The organism is Pseudomonas sp. PAMC 25886, from assembly GCF_000242655.1.
Taxonomy (GTDB): Bacteria; Pseudomonadota; Gammaproteobacteria; order Pseudomonadales; family Pseudomonadaceae; genus Aquipseudomonas.
The window spans coordinates 89,982-113,045 of sequence record NZ_AHHC01000058.1 but is presented as its reverse complement, the minus strand read 5'-3'; the positions used below and the strand labels follow the sequence as shown (position 1 = coordinate 113,045).

19 protein-coding genes are annotated in these 23,064 nt (G+C 62.3%); 3 read left to right on the top strand and 16 right to left on the bottom strand.

The window, feature by feature from the left end; genetic code table 11:
• Window positions 1-3: 3 nt before the first annotated feature.
• Both MUM_RS0120100 and MUM_RS0120095 read left to right on the top strand, forming a co-directional pair.
• Complete coding sequence (locus MUM_RS0120100; protein WP_010173350.1) at window positions 4-1,212, top strand: amino acid deaminase; 1,209 nt, start codon at window positions 4-6, stop codon at window positions 1,210-1,212.
• Between the two features lie 129 nt (window positions 1,213-1,341).
• On the top strand, window positions 1,342-2,250 hold the full coding sequence (locus tag MUM_RS0120095) for a sugar kinase (protein ID WP_010173348.1): 909 nt from the start codon (window positions 1,342-1,344) through the stop codon (window positions 2,248-2,250).
• A 131-nt stretch (window positions 2,251-2,381) separates the two neighbouring features.
• Here MUM_RS0120095 and MUM_RS0120090 read toward each other — a convergent pair whose 3' ends face one another.
• From MUM_RS0120090 to MUM_RS0120020, 15 genes are all read right to left on the bottom strand, one after another.
• On the bottom strand, window positions 2,382-2,657 hold the full coding sequence (locus tag MUM_RS0120090; protein ID WP_010173346.1) for a peptidylprolyl isomerase: 276 nt from the start codon (window positions 2,655-2,657) through the stop codon (window positions 2,382-2,384).
• A 42-nt stretch (window positions 2,658-2,699) separates the two neighbouring features.
• Complete coding sequence (locus MUM_RS0120085) at window positions 2,700-5,237, bottom strand: PAS domain-containing hybrid sensor histidine kinase/response regulator (protein WP_029616021.1); 2,538 nt, start codon at window positions 5,235-5,237, stop codon at window positions 2,700-2,702.
• 135 nt (window positions 5,238-5,372) lie between these two features.
• Complete coding sequence (locus MUM_RS0120080; protein WP_010173342.1) at window positions 5,373-7,331, bottom strand: acetoacetate--CoA ligase; 1,959 nt, start codon at window positions 7,329-7,331, stop codon at window positions 5,373-5,375.
• Window positions 7,332-7,440: 109 nt separating this feature from the next.
• Window positions 7,441-8,214 (bottom strand): 3-hydroxybutyrate dehydrogenase, encoded by a 774-nt coding sequence (locus MUM_RS0120075; protein ID WP_010173340.1) that lies wholly within the window; start codon window positions 8,212-8,214, stop codon window positions 7,441-7,443.
• Window positions 8,215-8,221: 7 nt separating this feature from the next.
• Window positions 8,222-9,613, bottom strand: coding sequence for a GntP family permease (locus MUM_RS0120070; RefSeq protein WP_010173338.1), 1,392 nt, complete (start codon window positions 9,611-9,613; stop codon window positions 8,222-8,224).
• Window positions 9,614-9,943: 330 nt separating this feature from the next.
• Window positions 9,944-11,341: a sigma-54 interaction domain-containing protein gene (locus tag MUM_RS0120065; protein WP_010173336.1), complete on the bottom strand. Its 1,398-nt coding sequence runs from the start codon at window positions 11,339-11,341 to the stop codon at window positions 9,944-9,946.
• Window positions 11,338-12,909 (bottom strand): ABC transporter ATP-binding protein, encoded by a 1,572-nt coding sequence (locus tag MUM_RS0120060; protein ID WP_010173334.1) that lies wholly within the window; start codon window positions 12,907-12,909, stop codon window positions 11,338-11,340. The genes MUM_RS0120065 and MUM_RS0120060 overlap by 4 nt, the downstream gene beginning before the upstream one ends.
• Before the next feature lie 11 nt (window positions 12,910-12,920).
• Complete coding sequence (locus tag MUM_RS0120055; RefSeq protein WP_010173332.1) at window positions 12,921-13,943, bottom strand: ABC transporter permease; 1,023 nt, start codon at window positions 13,941-13,943, stop codon at window positions 12,921-12,923.
• Window positions 13,943-15,004, bottom strand: coding sequence for a microcin C ABC transporter permease YejB (locus tag MUM_RS0120050; protein ID WP_003208021.1), 1,062 nt, complete (start codon window positions 15,002-15,004; stop codon window positions 13,943-13,945). The genes MUM_RS0120055 and MUM_RS0120050 overlap by 1 nt, the downstream gene beginning before the upstream one ends.
• Window positions 15,004-16,863 (bottom strand): extracellular solute-binding protein, encoded by a 1,860-nt coding sequence (locus MUM_RS0120045; RefSeq protein WP_010173329.1) that lies wholly within the window; start codon window positions 16,861-16,863, stop codon window positions 15,004-15,006. The genes MUM_RS0120050 and MUM_RS0120045 overlap by 1 nt, the downstream gene beginning before the upstream one ends.
• 140 nt (window positions 16,864-17,003) lie before the next feature.
• Window positions 17,004-17,285: a peptidylprolyl isomerase gene (locus tag MUM_RS0120040; protein WP_003208024.1), complete on the bottom strand. Its 282-nt coding sequence runs from the start codon at window positions 17,283-17,285 to the stop codon at window positions 17,004-17,006.
• A gap of 88 nt (window positions 17,286-17,373) precedes the next feature.
• Window positions 17,374-18,231, bottom strand: coding sequence for a response regulator transcription factor (locus MUM_RS0120035; RefSeq protein WP_010173326.1), 858 nt, complete (start codon window positions 18,229-18,231; stop codon window positions 17,374-17,376).
• Window positions 18,232-18,287: 56 nt separating this feature from the next.
• The gene (locus tag MUM_RS0120030; RefSeq protein WP_010173324.1) at window positions 18,288-19,706 is read right to left on the bottom strand and encodes an aminotransferase; all 1,419 of its coding nucleotides are present in this window, start codon (window positions 19,704-19,706) and stop codon (window positions 18,288-18,290) included.
• Window positions 19,707-19,731: 25 nt separating this feature from the next.
• The gene (locus tag MUM_RS0120025; RefSeq protein ID WP_010173322.1) at window positions 19,732-20,832 is read right to left on the bottom strand and encodes a polyamine ABC transporter substrate-binding protein; all 1,101 of its coding nucleotides are present in this window, start codon (window positions 20,830-20,832) and stop codon (window positions 19,732-19,734) included.
• Between the two features lie 103 nt (window positions 20,833-20,935).
• Window positions 20,936-21,430 carry a DUF1543 domain-containing protein gene (locus MUM_RS0120020; protein ID WP_010173319.1) on the bottom strand — a complete coding sequence of 165 codons (495 nt, stop codon included), beginning with the start codon at window positions 21,428-21,430 and terminating at the stop codon, window positions 20,936-20,938.
• 108 nt (window positions 21,431-21,538) lie between these two features.
• On the opposite strand from MUM_RS0120020, the gene MUM_RS0120015 reads away from it, so the two are divergent.
• Complete coding sequence (locus MUM_RS0120015; RefSeq protein ID WP_010173318.1) at window positions 21,539-22,360, top strand: aldo/keto reductase; 822 nt, start codon at window positions 21,539-21,541, stop codon at window positions 22,358-22,360.
• 55 nt (window positions 22,361-22,415) lie between these two features.
• Here MUM_RS0120015 and MUM_RS0120010 read toward each other — a convergent pair whose 3' ends face one another.
• Entirely contained in the window at window positions 22,416-22,931 is a 516-nt protein-coding gene (locus MUM_RS0120010; protein WP_010173316.1) for an Hcp family type VI secretion system effector, read from the bottom strand.
• Window positions 22,932-23,064 lie beyond the last annotated feature (133 nt).

Here is a 23,064-nt window from a genome sequence, read left to right as displayed (position 1 = left end):
CTTATGTCTGCCTTCAATGCCGTTGAAAAAGGCGCCGCCGAAGTCGGTGCGCATCTGGTGCGTGACGTCAGCCTGCCGGCCCTGGTGTTGCACCGTGATGCCCTGGAACACAACATCCGCTGGATGCAGGCATTCGTCAGCAACAGCGGCGCGCAACTGGCGCCCCACGGCAAGACCAGCATGATGCCGGCGCTGTTCCAGCGTCAGATCGAACAGGGCGCCTGGGGCATCACCCTGGCCAACGCCGTGCAGACCCGTGCCGCGTATGCCGGTGGTGTTCGCCGGGTATTGATGGCCAACCAACTGGTGGGCGCGCCGAACATGGCGCTGATTGCCGACCTGCTGGGCGACCCGGAATTCGACTTCCACTGCATGGTCGACCACCCGGACAACGTCGCCGACCTGGGCGCATTCTTCGCCGCCCGTGGCCTGCGCCTGAACGTGATGATCGAATACGGTGTGGTCGGCGGGCGTTGCGGTTGCCGCAGCGAACAGGAGGTGCTCGACCTGGCCAGGGCGATCAAGGCCCAGCCTGCGCTGGCCCTCACCGGCATTGAAGGCTACGAAGGGGTGATCCACGGCGAACACGCTATCAGCGGCATCCGTGAATTCGCCGCTTCCCTGGTGCGCCTGGCCGTCGACCTGCAAAACAGCGGCGCCTTCGACCTCGGCAAGCCGATCATCACCGCCTCGGGCTCGGCCTGGTACGACCTGATCGCCGAGTCCTTCGAAGCCCAGAACGCCGCCGGCCGCTTCCTCAGCGTATTGCGCCCGGGCAGCTACGTGGCCCACGACCACGGCATCTACAAAGAAGCGCAATGCTGCGTACTCGACCGTCGCAGCGACCTCAACGAAGGCCTGCGCCCCGCGCTGGAAGTCTGGGCCCACGTGCAGTCCTTACCGGAGCCAGGCTTCGCGGTGATCGCCCTCGGCAAGCGCGATGTTGCCTACGACGCCGGCCTGCCGGTGCCGCTCAAGCGCTACAAGGCGGGTGTGCTGCCGGCGGTAGGGGATGACGTGACCGCGTGCAAGGTCACCGCCGTGATGGACCAGCATGCATTCATGGTGGTGGCGCCGGAGGTTGAGTTGCGTATTGGCGACATCATCTCCTTTGGTACTTCCCACCCGTGCCTGACGTTCGACAAGTGGCAAGTGGGTAATTTGGTGGATGAGCAGCTGCAAGTGATCGAAAGCCTGCATACCTGCTTCTAGACCGAGTCGCGCCCATCGCAGGCAAGCCAGCTCCCACATCGACCGTGTTCCTTCAGGTACAACACGGTCAACTGTGGGAGCCGGGCTTGCCCGCGATAAGGCCCTCAAGTACATCGAGAGACCCCAGGCATGAACACAAAACCCCGCATCGCCCTCATCGGCGAATGCATGATCGAACTGCAACACCGCGCCGACGGCAGCCTGCAACAAAGCTTCGGCGGCGACACCCTGAACGCCGCGGTCTACCTGCGCCGCGAACTGGGTGAGCCGAGCACCGTCGACTACGTCACCGCCCTGGGCGATGACAGCTTCAGCGACGCCATGTGCAAGCACTGGGCTGAGGAAGGCCTGGGCGTGGGTATGGTCCAGCGCTTGCCCGGGCGCTTGCCGGGTTTGTACTGCATCCAGACCGACGCCAAGGGCGAGCGCAAATTCCTCTACTGGCGCAACGAAGCGGCGGTACGCGACTGCTTCACCACACCGGCGGCCGAGCCGATTCTGGCCGCGTTGCCGGGGTATGACGTGGTGTATTTCAGCGGCATCACCCTGGCGGTGTTGGGCGAGGTGGGCCGTGAGCGGCTGCTGGAAACTCTGATCGAAACCCGTAAGCGCGGTGGAAAAGTGGTGTTCGACAACAACTACCGGCCACGTTTATGGGCCAGTCTAGAAGCGGCGCGTGCGGCGTATCACACGGTGTTGGCCGAGGTGGATATCGCCCTGTTGACCGAAGATGACGAGCGGGCGTTGTTTGGCTATGAGGATAGCGAACAGGTATTTGCGGCGTACCCGACGATTGCCGAGGTGGTGCTCAAGCGGGGCGCGGATGCTTGCCTGATTCGTTGTGAGGATGAGCGATTCGAGGTGCCGGCGTTGGTGGTGGAGAAGGTGGTCGACACCACGGCGGCAGGGGATTCATTCAGTGCGGCGTACCTGGCCAGCCGGCTCAAGGGCGGCTCGCCGCAGGATGCAGCCTTGGCCGGGCATCGCCTGGCGAGCCGGGTCATTCAGGTACCGGGTGCACTGATTCCCCGAGACTAACGCCATCTATTGTGGTGAGGGAGCTTGCTCCCGCTGGAGTGCGAAGCGCTCCCGGCTTTTTGGGGCCGCTACGCAGCCCAGCGGGAGCAAGCTCCCTCGCCACAGCAAGCTCCCTCGCCACAACAAGCCCCTCAATCCCGGTAAAACACCTGCACCAGGTGATACCCGAACTTGCTCTTGATCGGCCCGTGAACCACCTTCACGGGCTTTTTGAAGATCACCGCATCAATCACCCCCACCATCTGCCCCGGCCGCACTTCACCCAGATCACCGCCGCGCTTGGCGGAAGGGCAGGTGGAATACTTCTTGGCCAACACATCAAACGCTTCGCCCTTGGCAATACGCTGCTTGAGCTGTTCGGCTTCCTCGCTGGTTTTCACCAGAATGTGACGGGCTTGGGCTTTCATTGATCGGTCCTGATGTGAAACGGCGCGCGATTATGCCTGAAGTCAGGCCTCTGAGCTGATCATGCTGCGGATTTTGTTAGCCAGCAGGTCAATCGAAAACGGCTTGGCCACCATGTCCATGCCTTCCTCCAGGAACCCTTGGCGCTCGGCGGCTTTCTCGGCGTAACCGGTCATGAACAGCACCTTGAGTTCGGGCCGGTGCTGCCGTGCAATCTCCGCCAGTTGCCGGCCATTCATCCCGGGCAGGCCCACGTCGGTCACCAGCAAGTCCACGCGCAGATCGGATTCCAGTAACGGCAACGCCGCCCGTGCATCCGCCGCCTGATGGGCGGTGTAGCCCAGTTCATCCAGTACATTCACCACCAGCATCCGCACTGCCGGGTCGTCCTCGACCACCACCACCGCTTCACCCGCCAGCGCCACCGGGGCTTCGGCCTGGCTGGCGGGCGCGGTTCTTTCCAGCGCGGTGCCATGCAGGCGCGGCAGGTACAGGCGCACGCAGGTGCCCTGGCCAGGCTGGCTTTCAATGGTGACGTGGCCGCCGGACTGCTGGGCAAAGCCATAGATCATCGACAACCCAAGGCCGGTGCCCTGGCCGATGGGCTTGGTGGTGAAGAACGGGTCGAAGGCCTTGGCGAGGATCTTGGCGGTCATGCCGGCGCCGTTGTCGCTCACGCCGAGCATCACATAGTCGCCGGCCTTGACCGGCTCCAGGGTGGTGATGTCGGTGCCGTCGAGGTAGCTGTTGGCGGTCTCGATGCACAATTGCCCGCCGTCGGGCATTGCATCGCGGGCGTTGATCACCAGGTTGAGCAGGGCGTTTTCCAGCTGGCTGGCGTCGGTGTTCACCGGCCACACGTCGGCACCCAGGTTCACCTTGAGTTCGATGTGCGCGCCCTTGGTGCGGCGGAACAAGTCTTCCAGGGACGCCACCAATTGGTTCGGGTCCACCGGCTTGCGGTCCAGCGACTGGCGGCGCGAGAAGGCCAGCAGGCGGTGGGTCAGCGCGGCGGCGCGATGGGCCGAGGACACGGCGGCGTCGGTGAAGCGGCCGATCTCGTCGCTGCGCCCGGCGGCGATGTAGCGTTGCATCAAGTCCAGGCTGCCGATGATCCCGGTGAGCATGTTGTTGAAGTCATGGGCGATGCCGCCGGTGAGCTGGCCGACCGCTTCCATCTTCTGGGCATGGCGCAGGGCGTCTTCGGCGCGCTCGCGCTCGAACATCTCGTTTTGCAGGCGCTGGTTGGCTTCGGCCAGGGCCTGGGTGCGCTGGCTGACGCGCTCTTCGAGGTTTTCGTTCAGATGGCGCAGGGCTTCTTCGGTGAGCTTGCGCTCGGTCTCGTCGATCACAAAAATGTAGAAACCGTTGACCGATCCGTCAGCGCTGAAACGCGGCAGGTATTTCATCAGCGCGTGGCGCGGCCGCCCGTCATGGTGCGGCGTGACGGTGACAAAACTGCAGGCCTTGCCCTTGAGCGCCGCTTCGATTTTGTCGACGCGCCCGGCATAGACTTCATCCCCCAGCACCTCGCGGATGGACTTGCCGTACAGCTCCTGCGGGGTCATGCCGTACCAGTCCAGGTAGGCGCTGTTGTTCAGGCGAAAGCGTTGCTCATGATCGACATAGCCGATCAGCACCGGCATGGCGTTGATGATCAACTGCAGCTCGGTCTGGCTTTGGCGCAGGGCCTGTTCGGTGTGCTTGCGTTCGGTCAGGTCGAGGGCGGCGCCGAGAAAGCGCGCCGGGCGGCCATGGTGGTCCTTGTAGCAGCGACCCCGGGCAAACACCCAGCGCACTTCGCCACCGGCTTGCAGCAGGCGATATTCCTCGGCGTATTCGGTGCCGTGGGTGATGCAATGCTTGATGCTGCGGGCCACCATGCCACGGTCTTCGGGGTGCACGCCTTGCAGGTAATCGCTGATGGGCAGCAGGCCGGCATCGCAAGGATCAACGCCGTGCAACTGGGCGAAATGCGCGTCGGCGATAAACCGGTCTTCGCCGATGTCCCAGTCCCAGGTGCCCACGGCGTCGGTGGCGGCCAGGGCCAGTTGCAGGCGCTGCTCGGTGTTGCGCTGGGCCTTGAGGCTGTTTTCGGTACGCTGCTGGAGTTCCAGGGCGATGCGCCGGCGCTCGTTGGTTTCGATCGCGGTGATCAGGATCCCGGCGACCTGGCCGCGTTCGTCACGAATCGGGCTGTAGGTCAGGTCGAGCCAGATCTCGGTGTCACGGTGGTTGCGTTGCAGCACGAAACGCTGTTCGGTGAAGGTGCGCACCTGGCCCGTGAGGACGGCGCTGTAGATCGGGTCGGTGAAAGGCTTGAGTTCCGGCCAGATCAGGTCGGCGGGCTGGCCGAAGGCAGCCGGGTGCTTGTTGCCGGCCAGCAGGGCGAAGCCGTCGTTGTAAATCTGTGTGAGTTCGGCGCCCCACAGCAACAGCATCGGCATGGGCGAATGAATCACGATGTCGACGGCTGTACGGAGGCTTTGCGGCCAATCAATGGCGTCACCGAGGGGGCTTCGTGCCCAGTCCAGCCGCGCAATCAGTGCCGCGGCCTCGCTGCCGGTGGGTGATACGTTCATGTAAATGCCCTGCGCGTAACGCTTGAAGAATGACAAAAGCCGATTATCCCGCGAGCGGGGATCGGCTTTCCACCCTCGAAAAATAGCATGCTTGAGGGCTTTGTCTTCAAATGAGTGCTTAAGGGCTAAAACGTTTCATCTTTCTGCCAGCTCCCGACGGTCACGGAATTGCTCCAGGGCTTCGGGGTTCGCCAGTGCGTCGGTGTTCTTGACCGCCTCGCCGTGCACCACATTGCGCACCGCCAATTCAACGATCTTGCCGCTGATGGTGCGCGGGATATCCGTCACCGCCAGAATCTTCGCCGGCACATGGCGTGGCGTGGTGTTGGCGCGGATCACCTGGCGGATCTGCTGCTCGAGGGCGTCATCCAGTTCGATGCCGTCGTTGAGGCGCACAAACAGCACCACCCGCACGTCGTCCTGCCAGCGTTGGCCGATGGCCAGGCTTTCCAGGACCTGGGGTACCTTTTCCACCTGGCGATAAATCTCCGCGGTGCCGATGCGCACACCGCCGGGGTTGAGCACGGCGTCTGAACGGCCATGGATCAGCAGGCTGCCATTGGGCCGTTGTTCGGCGTAGTCGCCCTGGGCCCACACGCCGGGGAACTGGCTGAAATACGAGGCCCGCAGTTTTTTCTGATCAGGGTCATTCCACAGGCCGATGGGCATCGCCGGGAAGTGTCGGGTGCACACCAACTCGCCTTTTTCGCCCACCAGCGGGTGGCCCTGGTCGTCCCACACTTCGATGGCCATCGCCAGGCTCTTGCACTGCATCTCGCCACGGCGCACCGGCAGCACCGGGTTGCCGATCACAAAGCAGGAGACGATGTCGGTACCGCCCGACATCGACGACAGGCACAGTTCGGGCTTGATCTCGCGGTACACGTAATCGTAGCTCTGGGGCGACAGCGGCGAGCCCGTGGAGATCAAGCCCTTGAGGCTGCCCAGGTCATGGCTCAGGCGCGGTTGCAGCCCGGCTTTTTCCAGGGTCGCGAGGAATTTCGGGCTGGTGCCGAATACGCTGATTTTCTCCTGATCGATCAGGTCCATCAGGCGTTCCGGCCCGGGGTGAAACGGTGAACCGTCATAGAGCACCGCCGTGGCACCGATGGCCAACACCGACACCAGCCAGTTCCACATCATCCAGCCGCAGGTGGTGTAGTAGAACAGGCAGTCGTCCCGGGACAGGTCGGCGTGCAGGCCGTGTTCCTTGAGGTGGGTGAGCAGCACGCCGCCGGTGCCGTGGATGATGCACTTGGGCACGCCGGTGGTGCCGCTGGAATACAGGATGTACAGCGGGTGGTCGAAAGGCACGGCGACGAAGTCGGGCTCGCCGCCGGGGGTGTAGAAGTCGCTCCAGAGTGCGACGCTGGCTTGGGTTTGATAGTCCTCGGGGCGCGCTTGCGGGCGGGCATACGGCACGATGATCAGTTGTTGCAGGGACGGCAGCCGTTCGAGGATTTCATTGAGCTTGCTGCTTTGGTCGATGACCTTACCGGCGTAGCGGTAGCCGGCGCAGGTGATCAGCACCTTGGGTTCGATCTGGCCGAAGCGGTCGATCACGCCCTGGGTGCCGAAGTCGGGTGAAGAGCACGACCAGATGGCCCCGAGGCTGGTCGTGGCGAGCATGCCCACCAGGGTTTGCCAGGTGTTGGGCATGCACGCGGCCACCCGGTCACCCACGCCCACACCGGCGGCCCGCAGGCTGCGTTGCAGGCCGGCGACGTGGCGGGCCAGTTCGGCGTAGCTCAGTTGCTCGCGCTGGCCGTCTTCGCCGAGGGCGACCACGGCGGGGTGATCATCGCGGCGGCGCAGCAAGTGTTCGGCAAAGTTCAGGGTGGCGCCGGGAAACCACTGGGCGCTGGGCATCTCGGCGTCTTCAATCAGCACTGCGCTGGGCGGTGTACGGAACTGCACATCGAAGAACTCGACAATCGCCCGCCAGAAGTCCGGGCGCTGGTCGATGCTCCACTGGTGCAGGGCCGGGTAATCGCTGATCTGCAAGGCATGGCGATCATTGATGAAGCGCCGGAACTGGTCCATCCGGGTGGCGTGGATGCGTTCGGGGGAGGGTTGCCAGAGTATTTCGGACATAAGGAAATCTCTTGTTCTTGTGTCAAATCTGCCAAACAACACAGGTCAAAATGTGGGAGCAGGCAAGCCAGCTCCCACATTTGATCTCCGGTGTCTTGGGGATCGTCGTTTATTGCGCCAACCAGCCGCCGTCGATATTCCACGCCGCGCCGCGCACCTGGCTGCCGGCTTCGCTGCACAGGAACAGCACCAGTTCCCCCAGTTGCGGCGGCGTCACGAATTCCAGCGACGGCTGCTTCTCCGCCAGCAAATCATGCTGCGCCTGTTGCGGGTCCACCCCGGTCGCGATGCGATCATCAATCTGCTTCTGCACCAGCGGCGTCAACACCCAACCCGGGCAAATGGCATTGCAGGTGACATTACTCTGGGCCGTTTCCAGGCCCACCACTTTGGTCAGGCCGATCACCCCGTGCTTGGCCGCCACATAAGCGGCCTTGCCCACCGAACCCACCAGACCATGCACCGAAGCGATATTCACGATCCGTCCCCAGCCCCTGGCCTTCATGCCCGGCAGGCTCAGGCGCGTGCTGTGGAACACCGACGACAGGTTGATCGCAATGATCGAGTCCCAGCGCTCCACCGGAAACTCATCCACTGGCGCCACGTGCTGGATCCCGGCGTTGTTCACCAGGATGTCGATGCCGCCAAACTCGCGCTCGGCGTAGGCGATCATCTCGGCGATCTGCGCCGGGTCGCTGACGTCGGCAGGGTGATGCCCGACCTTGCCGCCGAAGGCCTGCATCTGGGCGATCACCGCGCTGGCGTCGCCGAAACCGTTGAGGATCAGGTTGGCGCCGGCCTTGGCCAGGCTCAGGGCAATGCCCAGGCCGATGCCGCTGGTGGAACCGGTGACCAGGGCGGTCTTGCCGTTCAATGTCGTCATATCAACCTCACACAATGCCGGTGGCGTAGAAAGTACCAATCACCACGAACACCGCGAGGGTCTTGATGATCGTGATGCCGAAAATATCTTTATAGGCTTCGCGGTGGGTCAGCCCGGTCACCGCCAGCAGCGTGATCACGGCGCCGTTGTGGGGCAGGGTGTCCATGCCGCCGCTGGCCATGGCCGCGACCCGGTGCAGTACTTCAAGGGGGATATTGGCCGCATGGGCCGCTGAAATAAAGCTCTCCGACATGGCCGCCAGCGCGATGCTCATGCCGCCCGAGGCAGAACCGGTGATGCCGGCCAGCAGGGTCACGGTAATCGCTTCGTTGACCAGCGGGTTGGGGATGCCCTTGAGCCAGTCGGCCAGCACCAGGAAGCCCGGCAAGGAGGCGATCACCGCACCAAACCCATATTCCGACGCGGTGTTCATCGCCGCCAGCAGTGCGCCGCTGACCGCGCTCTTGCTGCCTTCGGCAAGCTTGCTGCGAATCGCCGAGAAACCGAACACCAGCACCACGATAATCCCCACCAGCAAGGCCGCCTGCACCGCCCAGATCGCCGTCAGTTTGGCGACTTCGGTTTGTACCGGCGCGCTCATGCCCGGCAGGCTGAGGGTGTGGGTCTTGCCGTACCACAGCGGAATCCAGTGGGTGAACAGCAGGTTCATGATGCCCACCAGCAACAGCGGCGACAGGGCGATCCACGGGTTGGGCAGCTTGATATCTTCGGCGGTTTCCGGCTCGTTGCGCAGGTTGGTGCCATAGCCTTCACCGGCGCGCTGGGCCTTGTTGCGCTGGCGGGCCAGGTACAGCATGCCGACGCAGAACACGAAGATCGTGCCGATCAATCCCAGCCACGGCGCGGCCCAGGCGGTGGTGTTGAAGAAGGTGCTGGGGATGATGTTCTGGATCTGCGGCGTGCCGGGCAGGGCGTCCATGGTGAACGAGAACGCACCGAGGGCGATGGTCGCCGGCAACAGGCGCTTGGGGATATTGCTCTGGCGGAACATCTCGGCGGCAAACGGGTACACCGCGAACACCACCACGAACAGCGACACGCCGCCGTAGGTCAGCAGGGCGCACACCAGCACGATCACCAGCATCGCCTGGCGGGTGCCGAGCAACTGGATCGCGGCGGCGACGATGGAGCGCGAGAAGCCGGAAATCTCGATCAGCTTGCCGAACACCGCGCCGAGCAGGAACACCGGGAAATACAGTTTGAGGAAGCCGACCATTTTCTCCATGAACACCCCGGTAAAAGCGGGAGCGACGGCAGAAGGGTCGGTGAGCAGCACGGCGCCGAGGGCGGCGATGGGGGCAAACAGGATGACGCTGTAGCCACGGTAGGCGGCCAGCATCAGCAACGCCAGGGCTGCGAGGGCAATGATCACACTCATGGTGTGTCTCCATCTGATTGTTATTTTTGTGGGGGTGAGGCTGTGGGGAGGGGCTATAGCGAGATGTGTGCCAAGTGGTTAACTTGTTGAAATATAAGGGTAATATTGTATTTTTATGAGTGGATTCCGGAATTTGTCTCTGAATTGAGACTGGCGGTGATCAAATGTGGGAGCTGGCTTGCTGTGGTGAGGGGGCTTGTCCCCCGTCGGGTTCACCACAGATTGATGGGGCTGCTTCGCAGCTCAGCGCGGGGCAAGCCCGCTCGCCACAGCAAGCCCGCTCCCACATTGGATTTTCTCTGTATTTGGAATTGTATCTCTGTTTGGAGACTAGGCGATGCCCAAGGCAACCATCTTCTTGTACAAGGTCGACCGGCCAAGCCCCAGCCGCTTCGCCGCCTCCACCACATTCCCCTCACAGGCCTTCAACGCCGCCCCAATCACCTGCCGATCAAACCGCTCCCGGGCCGCGCTGAAACGCTCGCCCTCAACCGTCTCTACCGAACTGTGCTCCACCGGACTGAACGTCCCGATTGCTGCGCGAATTTCGCTGGCATCCAGCACCAGGTCATCACTCAACAACGCCGCCCGTTCCAGCACATTGCGCAGTTCGCGGATATTCCCCGGCCACGCATGCTGTGCCAATAACGCCAGGGCCTCGCGATCCAGCTCATGCTGGCTGCGCAACTCCTCCAGAATCGCCTCGCTCAGCGCCGGCAAATCATCCAGCCGCGCGCGCAATGGCGGCACCTGGATCGGCAGCACATTCAGCCGGTAATACAGGTCCGCCCGGAACTCACCGCGCTTGATCGCCGCTTCCAGATCCATCGACGTGGCGGCAATCACCCGAACATCGCTGTGGATCATCTCGTTGGAGCCCACCGGCTCGAACTCTTTCTCCTGCAACACCCGCAGCAATTTGCTTTGCAGCGGCAGGGGCATGTCGCCGATCTCATCAAGGAACAGCGTGCCGCCCTGGGCAATTTGCAGCTTGCCGGGACGGCCCTTGCGGTCGGCGCCGGTAAACGCGCCCGGTGCGGTGCCGAAGAATTCAGCTTCCAGCAAATCATGAGGAATGGCCGCGCTGTTGATGCTGACAAACGCCTTGTGTGCCCGGGGCGAGGCGCCGTGAATCGCCTGGGCCAGCAGCTCCTTGCCGGTGCCGGTTTCCCCCAGCAGCAACACCGGCGACTCCGCGCTCGCACTGCGCCGCGCCCGGCGTTTGACCTCCAGGCTGGCCGCGCTGGTGCCGATAAAGTGCGCGAAGTTGTACTTGCTCTGCCGCGACCTCAGCAGCGAACGGGTAGACGCCAGTTCCTGCTGCATGCTCAGGTAGCGCTCGATCAGCGGCGACAGGTTGCGCAGCTCATCAAACAGTGCAAACCCGATCGCTCCGATCACCTTGCCCGCATCGTCATGGATCGGCAGGCGCATCACCACCAGCGGGCCTTTGGGGGTGTCCTGGATGTCCAGCAAAATCGGCTGGTCATTGCGCACCACCTGGCGCAGCAGGCTGTTGGAAATCACCTGCTCACAGGGTTGGCCGATGGCGTCGTCGGCGTTTTTCAGGCCGAAGCGCTTGGCGTAGCGCTCGTTCATCCAGACGATATTCGCGTCGCCGTCGACAATCACGGTGCCTTCGCTGGACTGCTCGATGATCTCGAATAACGACTGGATCGCCAGGCCACGAACGTATTGGTAATCCTTGAGGCTGCCGGTGGTGCTCATGGGTGCGCCGCCGCGAGGAGTTCCCGGGTGTAGGGGTGTTGAGGCGCGGCAAACACTTCATCGCTCGGCCCGCGTTCCACCACCTTGCCGTCCTTGATCACGATCATGTCGTGGGCCAGGGCCCGCACTACGGCGAGGTCATGGCTGATAAACAGGTAGGTCAGGCCGTATTTTTCCTGCAGCTCAAGCAGCAATGCCACCACCTGTTTCTGCACGGTACGGTCCAGCGCCGAGGTGGGTTCGTCCAGCAGGATCAACGCCGGCTTGAGCACCAGCGCGCGGGCAATGGCGATGCGCTGGCGCTGGCCGCCGGAGAACTCATGGGGGTAGCGATGCCGGCTGGCGGGGTCCAGGCCCACATCTTCCAGCACGCGGATCACCTGGGCTTCGCGGTCCTTGAGGCTGCACGGGGCATGCACTTCCAGGCCTTCGCTGATGATCTGCGCCACCGACATCCGTGGGCTGAGGCTGCCGAACGGGTCCTGGAACACCACCTGCATCTGCTTGCGCCACGGCTGCATCTGCTTTTGCGTCAGGCCTTCGAGGGCCTCGCCCTGGAAGCGAATCGCGCCGCTGGAATCCAGCAGCCGCAAAATCGCCTGGCCCAGGGTGGATTTGCCCGAGCCGGACTCGCCGACAATGCCCAAGGTTTTGCCGCGCTGCACCGTCAGGCTGATGCCATCCACGGCTTGCAGGTACTGCTTGCGCCGGAACAGGCCACCGCCCAGCGGGAACTGCACGCTCAAGTCATCCACCTGCAACACCGTGTCGCGCACCTCGTGATTCAAGACGATGCCTGCCGGTTCCGCATCCAGCAGCAGGCGGCTGTAAGGGTGCTTGGGGGCGCAAAACAGAGTTTCGCAATCCGCCTGCTCGACAATCTCCCCGGCCTTCATCACGCACACCCGCTGGGCAATGCTGCGCACCAGGTTGAGGTCGTGGCTGATCAGCAGCAGCGACATGCCCAGGCGCTGTTGCAGGGACTTGAGCAGCAGCAGGATCTTGCGCTGCACCGTCACGTCCAGTGCGGTGGTCGGCTCGTCGGCGATCAACAGTTCCGGCTCGCAGGCCAGGGCCATGGCGATCATCACCCGCTGGCGCTGGCCGCCGGAGAGTTGATGGGGGTAGGCCTTGAGGCGCTCCCGGGGCTTCTGGATGCCCACCAGTTCGAGCAGTTCAAGGATCCGCGCCTGGGCTTGCTTGCCGCCCAGGCCCTTGTGCAGCAGCAGGGTTTCGCCGATCTGCTTCTCGATGCTGTGCAGCGGGTTCAGGGAGGTCATCGGCTCCTGGAAGATCATCGCAATCCGGTTGCCCCGCAGTTTTTGCAGGGTGGCGGGGGAGGCGCCGAGCAGTTCCTGGCCGCGATAACGTATCGAACCGGTGGTCTCGGTGCCGGCTTCGGGCAGCAGTTGCAGGATCGAATGGGCAGTCACCGACTTGCCCGAACCCGACTCGCCCACCAGCGCCAGGCACTCGCCGGGGCGTACATCCAGGCACAGCTTGCGCACCACGGTCTGGCCGTTGAAGGCGACGCTCAGGTCGCGAATCTCGATCAGGTTTTCAGTCATCTCAACGGCCTTCATGAGCGTGGGTCGAAGGCGTCACGCAACGCCTCGCCGATAAACACCAGCAATGACAGGATCAGCGCCAGGGTGAAAAACGCAGTCAGCCCCAGCCACGGCGCTTGCAGGTTCTGCTTGCCCTGGGCGATCAGCTCGCCCAAGGAGGCGCTGCCGGCGGGCATGCCGAAGCCGAGGAAATCCAGGGCGCTCAAGGTGGAAATCGCCCCGGTCAAAATGAACGGCAAGTAGCTCAGGGTGGCGGTCATCGCGTTCGGCAGGATATGCCGGCGGATGATCTTGCCGTCCCCCAGGCCCAGCGCCCGCGCGGCCTTGACGTACTCCAGGTTGCGCCCCCGCAGGAACTCGGCGCGCACCACGTCCACCAGGGCCAGCCACGAAAACAGCGCCATGATGCCCAGCAACCACCAGAAATTCGGTTCGACAAACCCCGACAGAATGATCAGCAAGTACAGCACCGGCAGCCCGGACCACACTTCCAGGATGCGTTGCCCGAGCAGGTCGACCCAGCCACCGTAGTAACCCTGCAAGGCCCCGGCGGCGATGCCGATGGCGGCGCTGATGGCGGTGAGGGCCAGGGCAAACAGGATCGACACCCGGGCGCCGAAGATCACCCGCGCCAGCACGTCGCGGGACTGGTCGTCGGTGCCCAGCCAGTTCACGCTGGAGGGCGGGCTGGGGGCGGGGCGGGTCAGTTCATAGTTGGGGGTGTCGTCGCTGAACGGGATCGGCGGGAACAGCATCCAGCCGCCGTCCTTCTTGATCAGGTTCTGCACGTATTCACTGCGGTAATCCGCCTGGAACGGCAGCTGCCCGCCGAACGCCTGCTCGGTGTAGCGTTTGAACACCGGGAAATACAGCTCGTCCTGGTAGCTGAGCACCAGGGGTTTGTCGTTGGCGATCAGTTCGCCGCCGAGGGTCAGGATAAACAGGCCGATAAACAGCCACAGCGACCACCAGCCGCGACGGTTTTTCTTGAAGCGTTCAAAGCGCCGGCGGGCCACGGGAGAGAGCTTGAGCATCAGGCGTTCCTCGCGGCGAAGTCGATGCGCGGGTCCACCAGCGTGTAGCAGAGGTCACCGATGAGTTTTATCAAGAGGCCAAACAACGTGAAGATAAACAATGAACCGAATACCACCGGATAGTCCCGTGAAACCGCCGCTTCGTAGCTCATGCGGCCCAGGCCATCGAGGGAGAAAATCACCTCGATCAGCAGCGAACCGGCAAAGAACACGGCGATAAACGCCTGGGGAATCCCCGAGATCACCAGCAGCATGGCGTTGCGAAACACATGGCCATACAGCACCCGGCGTTCGCTCAAGCCTTTGGCCCGTGCGGTGACCACGTACTGGCGGGTGATTTCATTGAGGAACGAGTTTTTGGTGAGGATGGTCAAGGTGGCGAAACCGCCGATCACCAGGGCGCTGACCGGCAAGACCAGGTGCCAGAAGTAATCGGCGATCTTGCCCACGGTGCTCAACTGGTCGAAGTTTTCCGAGACCAGCCCGCGCACCGGGAACCAGTTCAGCGAGGTGCCGCCGGCGAATACCACGATCAGGAACATCGCAAACAGGAACGCTGGCATCGCATAGCCAATCACGATGGCGGTGCTGCTCCACACATCAAAACTGCTGCCATGGCGCACCGCCTTGCGAATCCCCAGCGGGATCGACACCAGGTAGGTGATCAAGGTGGCCCACAGCCCGAGGGAAATGGTCACCGGCATCTTTTCGAGGATCAGGTCGGTCACGCTTTTACCGCGAAAGAAACTATTGCCGAAGTCCAGCTGGGCGTAGCTCTTGAGCATCAGCCACAGGCGTTCCGGCGCGGGTTTGTCGAAGCCGTATTGTTTTTCGATGTCCTTGATCAGTTTCGGGTCCAGGCCACGGCTGGCCCGTGAACCACTGCTGAGGCTTTCGGCAGACGAGCCGCCGACACCACCGCCCCCGATGCCTTGCAGGTGGGCAATGGCCTGTTCCACCGGCCCGCCGGGCGCGGCCTGCACGATAACGAAGTTCACCAGCAGGATAATCACCAGGGTCGGAATGATCAGCAGCAAGCGCCGCACGATATAGGCAAACATCAGCGGGCTCCCGGGCGTTTGGTCAGTTCGGCTTTCATCTGTTCATTGGTCAGCGGCGTCGGGCTGATTTCCCACCAGGTTTCCAGGGCTTCGTCGGTTTTGGCTTCCACCGCCGGGCGGCCGAAGCGGTTCCACCACGCGGCGGAGGTGCCCGGCGGGTAGTAGTTGGGAATCCACAGGTAATTCCATTGCAGTACGCGGTCCAGGGCGTGGGCGTAACTGAGCATCTGCGACTGGGTGTTGGCCTTGACCAGGCCGTTGATCAGGCTGTCGACGGCCGGGTCTTTCAGCACCATGTAGTTGTTGGCGCCGGTATCAAACGCGGCGGCGGAACCGAAGTAGTTGTACAGCTCCATCCCCGGCGAAGTGGTGACTGGGAAGCCGGTGACGATCATGTCGTAGTCCCGGGCCATCAGGCGGTTGACGTATTGCGAGGAGTCGATACGGCGGATGTTCAGGGTGATGCCGATCTGCGCCAGGTTGCGTTTGTACGGCAACAACAGGCGTTCCATGCCGTTCTGGGCATTGAGGAAGGTGAACTCCAGCGGTTCGCCGGCGGCGTTTACCAGTTTGTCGCCGTCGGGTTTCCAGCCAGCCTGCTCCAGCAGCGCCAGGGCTTGCAGTTGCTTGTCGCGGATCATCCCCGTGCCATCGGTGGTGGGGGCCTTGAACACCTGGGTGAAGACTTCATCGGGAATCTGCCCGCGCAGGGGTTCCAGAATCGCCAGCTCCTGGGCGTCCGGCAGTTGGGTCGCTGCCAGCGGGCTGTTGGAGAAGAAGCTCTGCTGGCGGATGTACATATTGCGCATCATCTGCCGGTTGGCCCATTCGAAGTCCCATAGCATGGCCAGGGCCTGGCGCACGCGGCGGTCCTTGAACATTGGTTTTTGCACGTTGAACACGTAGCCCTGGGCCGGTTGCGGTGCTTCCTTGGCCAGGTGCGCGCGTTGCAGGCGGCCATCGTCAAGGGCCGGGCCGTTGTAGCCGATGGAGTAGCCGGTGGCGGAGAATTCGCGGTTGAAGTCGTAGGCACCACCCCGCAGGACCTGGCGCGCCACTTCGGTGTCGCCGAAGTATTCGAGGCTCAGGTGATCGAAGTTGTACAGGCCACGGCTGATGGGCAGGTCTTTGCCCCACCAGTTCGGGTCGCGCTTGAAGGTGATGGTGTTGCCGGCATCCACCTTGCTGATGGTGTAGGGGCCGCTGCCGAGGGGAATCTCGTAGCCGCCGCCGTTGGCGAAGTCGCGGGTCTTCCACCAGTGCTCGGGAAATACCGGCAGGGTGGCGACGTCCAGGGGCAGGGTGCGGTTTTCATTGCTTGCGAAATCGAATCGCACCTGGCGCGGGCCTTCGACTTCCACGTGTTTGACGTCGGCGAACAGCGTGCGGTAACGCAGGCTGCCCTGGGTCATCAGCAGGTCGAAGCTGTAGCGCACGTCTTCGGCGGTGATCGGCTGGCCATCGGCGAAGCGCGCCTTGGGGTTCAGGTAAAAACGCAGGGACAGACCGTCGTCTGACCGCTCCATCTTTTCCGCCACCAGGCCGTAGACCGTATAGGGCTCGTCCAGCGAGCGCAGGGCCAGGGGCGAATACAGCCAGCCGTCGACCTGGCTCACGCCGATGCCTTTGTCGCCGTAGGGCAGCACATGGTCGTAGCGGCCAATCTCGATCGCCGAGCGCCGCAGGCTGCCGCCCTTGGGGGCATTCGGGTTGACATAGTCGAAGTGGGTGAAACCGGGTTGGTATTTGGCCGGTTCGCCGTACACGGTCAGCGCCGATTGCGGCGCGGCGATCACGGCGGTGCTGGCCAGCAGCAGGGCCAGGGTGGAGCAAAACAGGGTAGAAAAAGCGACTCGCATTATCAGCCTTGGGCGCCGGGTGAAGAGGTAAAGGGATTTGTACGCTAAGCGCGTACGCATCGCCAGTCATCACACTGTCACAGATGCACAACGGCCCACCAAAGGGCGGGCCGTTGTTTCAAGCATAGGCGCGGACCGGATCAGTCCTGGCGGCTGGTCACTTCCAGCAGGTGATAACCGAACTGGGTTTTCACCGGGCCTTGCACAGTGTTGACCGGGGCGCTGAATACGACGGTGTCGAATTCTTTAACCATTTGGCCCGGGCCGAACGAACCCAGGTCGCCGCCTTGACGGCTGGACGGGCAGGACGAGTTGGCTTTGGCAACTTCGGCGAAATCGGCGCCGCCTTCGATTTGTGCTTTCAGTTCGTTGCACTTGTCTTCGGTGGCAACGAGGATGTGACGGGCGGTGGCTTTGGCCATGAGGGGTATCTCCTTGGGTAAAAATGCTGAGCGTACCGGATTCAGGTGGTTATTTCCTGGCAAAGTTCCCCCGGGTTGCCCGGACGGCTCAGGATCGGGCCATCACACCGCTTTGGGTCAGCCAATCGATAAACAGCGCAAACAGCTCAGCCTGGGAGTTGATCTCAAGCTTGGTATACAAATGCTTGCGGTGCATGCGCACGGTTTCCGGGGAGATGCCCAGCACCTGCGCGGTGGATTTCACCGAGTGTCCGCGCAGGATCAGGTGGGCAATTTCCCGCTCGCGCACGGTCAATACGCCGCTGCCAAAATGCATGAACGCGGCTTCAATCTGCTGATGCACCTGGGTCTGGGTGAAGGCCTCGTCGCTGATCACCTTGCACAACCCGCCCGTGGTGCCGAAGCGGCGCAGCAGTTCACGTACGATGGGTTGGGCGGTTCGCAGCAGCGCCAGTTGTTCGTCGCTGAACTGGCCGGCACTCAGGCCCTGGAACATGCACAGGGAGATTTTGCTGTTGGGGCACAGGTCGACGATGTAGTAGCTCTCCTGGGCGCCGCCGCTGCGCAGGTAGTAGGTCTTGTAGTACTCGCTGCTGAAGAAGTCGTCCGGGGCGATTTGTGCCAGGTGGTAGAAACCTTCGGCCAGGCCCTTGTCCACTGCGAGGCAGAACGGGTCCAGCAGGTAGCCCCGGGAAAAGTAACGGTTGATGATTTCTTCGTAGTGCGGCCGGGGGATGCCTTGCTGGTAGAGCAAGTGCGGCGCCTGGCCCTGGCGCTCCAGGCTGATCATCATCGATTCGATGGGGGTCAGGGCGCTGAGGGCGCAGGCCAGGTGTTCAAGGAATGACGCCTCGTCAACGCTGACGAAGGCGTGGGCCAACGCGCCATTCCAGGCTTCAAGCACCTGGAAGGACGGGGCAGGGCAGTGATCGGCATTTTGGCTCATGCCTGCCAGTCTACCCGCCGGCCACGGCCCCGGCAAAAGCACCGAGGCGGCGGGGTTCATCGGCCTTGATACTCGCCGCTTTGGCGCAGCTCTTCGGCGGTGTCGAGAATGCACTGGCGCAGGATCTCCACCACTTGATCCACCTGGGCATGGGTGATAATCAACGGCGGCGACATCACATTCAGGTGACCGATGGGCCGTACCAGCAAGCCTTTGGCCTGGGCCCGCAGGTGGATTTTCTCGCCGATGTTCACCGCGTCCGGCAGCAGCGCCTTGGTGTGTTTGTCGGCGACAAACTCGATGCATGCCATCAACCGCTGGCAACGCACGTCACCCACCAGCGGCAGACTGGCCAGGGTTTGCAGGCGCTGTTCCAGGTACACGCCGACGTCTTCGACATGGGTCAGCAGGTTTTCCCGCTCGATGATCTCGATGTTCTTCAGCGCCGCCACGCAACTCACCGGATGGCCGCTGTAGGTGAAACCGTGGGTAAAGCAGCGGCCCTTGCCCGGCTCGCCGATCACTTGCCAGATGCGGTCCGAGAAAATACACGCACCCAGGGGCAGGTAGCCGGAGGTCAGGCCCTTGGCGGTGGTGATGATGTCTGGCTGCATGTCGAACACCTCCTGGGAGGCGAAAAATTTTCCCAGCCGGCCGAAGGACGTCACTACTTCATCCGCCACGTACAGCAGGTCATAGCGTTGGCAGATTTCCCACATGCGCCGGTGGTAACCCTTCGGCGGAATGATCACGCCGCCCGAGCCCATGATCGGTTCGGCAAAGAACGCCGCCACCTTGTCGGCACCGATGGTCAAGATCTTGTCTTCGAATTCGTCCACCAGGAAATCGAGAAATTGCGCCTCGCTCATCCCCGCAGGCGCCCGGTAATAGTTGGGGCACGAAATGTGGTGGAACAGGTCGCTCATGAAATCGAATTCCGGCGCGCGGTCGGCGGCCTTGTTGCCGATGGACATCGTCAGGAACGTGGAACCGTGGTACGCGCTGAACCGCGAGATGATGTGCTTCTTCTCGTGCTTGCCGCGACTGTTCTGATAGAACTGCACCAGGCGGTAGGCGGTATCGACCGCCGTGGACCCGCCGGTGGTCAGGAATACATGGTCAAGGTCGCCGGGGGCCAGGCTGGCAAGCTTGGCGCACAGTTCAATGGCGGTGACGTTGGCCATGTCGCAAAACGGGTTGGAGTACGCCAACTGGCGAACCTGGTTGGCGATCGCTTCGGCCATTTCCTCGCGACCCAGGCCGATATTCGTGCACCACATGCCGCCGACCGCATCCAGGTAGCGGTTGCCGGCGGTGTCGTAGATGTAGGCGCCGTCGCCGGCCGCGATGTTCAGCGAGCCTTGTTCGCGGTGCTCGTCGAACATGTGGAAGCCGTGCATGTAATGGGCCTTGTCGGCGGCGTCCAGTTGGTCGTGGTCGAACTGGGCGAAAAAAGCAGGATTTGGCAGAGTCATGGCATTTACCTTCAATGGCTGGGTTTCACTTGCCGGTCTTCACGGCATTCCAGGTACGGGTGATCAGGCGCACGGCGGCTTGGGACTGGCTTTTCTGGGTGAACAAGCGCTGCATCGTTGCCGCGTCCGGGTAGATGGCCGGGTTGTCGCGAATGTCTGCGTTGACCAGGGGCTTGGAGGCCAGGTTGCTGTTGGCGTAGTGAATGGTGTTGCTGACGCCGGCGATGACCTCGGGCTGCAGGAGGAACTCGATGAACTTGTGGGCATTTGCCACATGGGGTGCATCAGCCGGGATGTAGAAGTTATCGAACCAGATCAGCGAGCCTTCCTTGGGGATGAAGTAACCCAGGTTGACCTTGGCCCCGGCTTCCGCCGCCCGGGCCTGGGACGTGGCGTAATCGCCGGACCAGGTGGTGGCCATGCACAGCTCGCCGTTGGCCAGGCCGTTGATAAAACCGCTGGAGTCGAATTTACGGATGTAGGGCCGTACGGCCATCAACACATCCTGGGCGGCCTTGAGGTCTTTGGGCGCCACGCTGTTGGGGTCCAGGCCGAGGTAGGTCAGGGCCAGCGGGATCATGTCGGTGGGAGAGTCGATGAAGGTGATGCCGCAGTCGGCGAAACGCGAAATGATCTTGGGGTCGAAGATCATCGCCAGGGAGCCGATGGGGGCGTCCGGCATGCGTTCCTTGATCTTGTCGATGTTGTAGGTCACGCCATTGCTGCCCCAGGTGTAGGGCGCGGAATAGGTCACGCCCGGGTCATGGGTTTCCAGGCTTTTCAGCACTTGAGGGTCGAGGTTATTCCAGTTGGGTAGCAGCGCTTTGTTGAGGGGCTGGAACGCCTTGGCCTTGATCAGCAGCGGTACCAGTGACGCGTTGAGCACCACCAGGTCATAACCCGAGCGCCCGGAGAGCAATTTGCCCTGTACGGTTTCGTAGGAATCATAGGTGTCGTAGATCACCTTGATGCCGGTGGCTTTTTCGAAGTCGGCGAGGGTGTGTTCCCCGATGTAATCGGCCCAGTTGTAGATGCGCAAGGTGTTGCCCGGGTCGTCAGCGGCCTGGCTGAGGGACGTTGATGCAAGCAAGACAGCGCTTAACAGGGCGATAACGGCTTTATGCATGGCGGACCCACCTTGAAGTTGTGCTTGTTGTCAGGCCGAGGGGCTGATTGCACTTTCAGGCAGGTAGCGGGTGGGCGCCATACCCCGTTCGGGTAGGAGGCCGTCAGGGCAAGACGATGTAGTCGTTTTGCGTGATGATCGGGCGGTGTGCGCCGGGTTCCAGATGGATATAACGCCCGTCTACCAGGTCGACGGGCAGGCAATCGTCGATATCCAGCACGCCGTCGGTATGGGACTGCGTCCAGTGGCTGAGCATCTGCTGTTTGCCCTGTGCTGCAGCTTCCTTGGCCGTGCGGGCAACCACCAGCAGGTAGTGGTGGGCTTCGCCAAAGCTATTGGCTTCATAACCGCCCAGGTTGATGAAGTACAGGCGCGGTGCCCCGGCGTTAGGCGCCAGGTGGCTGAGCTGGACTTTCCAGCCGTCAATCCCGTCGACCGTCATCCAGGAATCGATATGCACACCTTTCTGGCTGCCGAACCAGCCATCGCGCAGTTGCGGATAGGCGGCTTCCAGGGTGTCGGCAACGGCAAACACTACGTCGTGCACTTCGATTTTCGCCCGGGGATGCTTGCCCCCGAGCATGACCACAAACAGCATTGCACGTCCTTTCTAAGGCTAGGATGGAAAGTGCCACCATCCTTCGATTGAACCCTTTTGTCCAGTCAGTGCCACACTGTTAATTCGCGAATTCATCAGGAGGTTGTCATGCGTACCATTGATCTGGCCGGCGTTCCCGTCCCTGTCATCGGCCAGGGGACCTGGCGCATGGGCGAAAATCCCGACCAACGCAGCGCAGAGGTATCCGCGTTGCAACTGGGCATTGATGAGGGCATGACCCTGATCGATACCGCTGAAATGTACGGCGAAGGTGGCGCCGAAGAAGTCGTCGGCGAGGCGATTCGCGGCAGGCGCGACCAGGTCGTCCTGGTCAGCAAGGTGTACCCGCACAATGCCAGCCGCAAAGGTGTTCCGCAGGCCTGCGAGGCCAGTCTCCAGCGCCTGGGCACCGACTACATCGATCTGTATCTGCTGCATTGGCGTGGGCAGTATCCCCTTGAAGAAACGGTGGAAGCCTTCGAGCGCTTGCGTGAGGCCGGCAAGATCGGTCGGTGGGGCGTGTCCAACTTTGATGTGGCCGACCTGCAGGAACTGGCGTCCCCGGCCTGTGCCACCAATCAGGTGCTCTACAACATCGAAGAGCGCGGTATCGAATTCGACCTGCTGCCCTGGTGGCAGCAACACAATTTGCCCTTGATGGCCTACTGTCCCATCGCCCAGGGTGGCGAGCTGTTGGCCAGCCCGACCCTCAAACAAATTGCCCGTCGCCACGAGGTCACACCCGCCCAGGTTTCCCTGGCTTGGGTATTGCGCCAGGACGGTGTGATCGCGATTCCCAAGGCTGTGACGCCCGAGCATGTGCGGCTCAATGCTGCGGCGGCAAAGCTTGTGCTGGATGAGCACGACCTGGACGCGATTGACCGGGTTTTCGGTGCGCCCAAACGCAAGCATCCGTTGGCGATGGTCTAGTGCCCGACAGAAACGGCGCCGTCCATGGCGTTGCCGTTTCTGTTTCGGGTTGTGCTTAGCCAGCTACCGGGTTGCGCCAATCATCAGAGCCCGAGGTGCCGGACACTTCGTGGGTCCAGACGATTTTCCGGTAAGTGAAATACACATCCTCCAGGTGCGTGAAGTGCGCGTTGTTCGGGTCCTGGCAGTTAGGCATCCGTGACTGGATGTCTACCAGGATCGCGTCCTCCAACTCGATGGTGAAGTAGTGCTCCTGCGTGCCGGCTGAAGAGGTGCGGTACCACTCAAGGCGGCACTTGACCATTTCCCCGGAGGTCAGGGCGCTGAACAGCAGCGGCGAAGACTTATCGAACACCTTGCTGATCATCAGGGGTTTGTGCACGCGCTGACCGGTCGGCTGGCCGGATTGCGGGTCTCGGGGAATGATCACCTGATGCTGGAATGCTTCCACCAGGATCTGGTCTTCGTGGCCTTCCTGATAAATGTTGCCGACCGAGTCCTGGGTGAATGTGCCTGCCGTGATCAAGCCTTGCTTGGTGCCGGTGATGGAGAGATACGCGGGTGTTGGCATGACGGGTTTCCTTGCCTGATAAATGAGGTCGCCCCAGCCGACTGATCTGTTGGCTGGGTAATGCTCGATATCAAGAAGCGTGCCGGAAAGTTAAGGGTCTAATGAAAACAGGGAGTTAAGATTTTATCGGGTC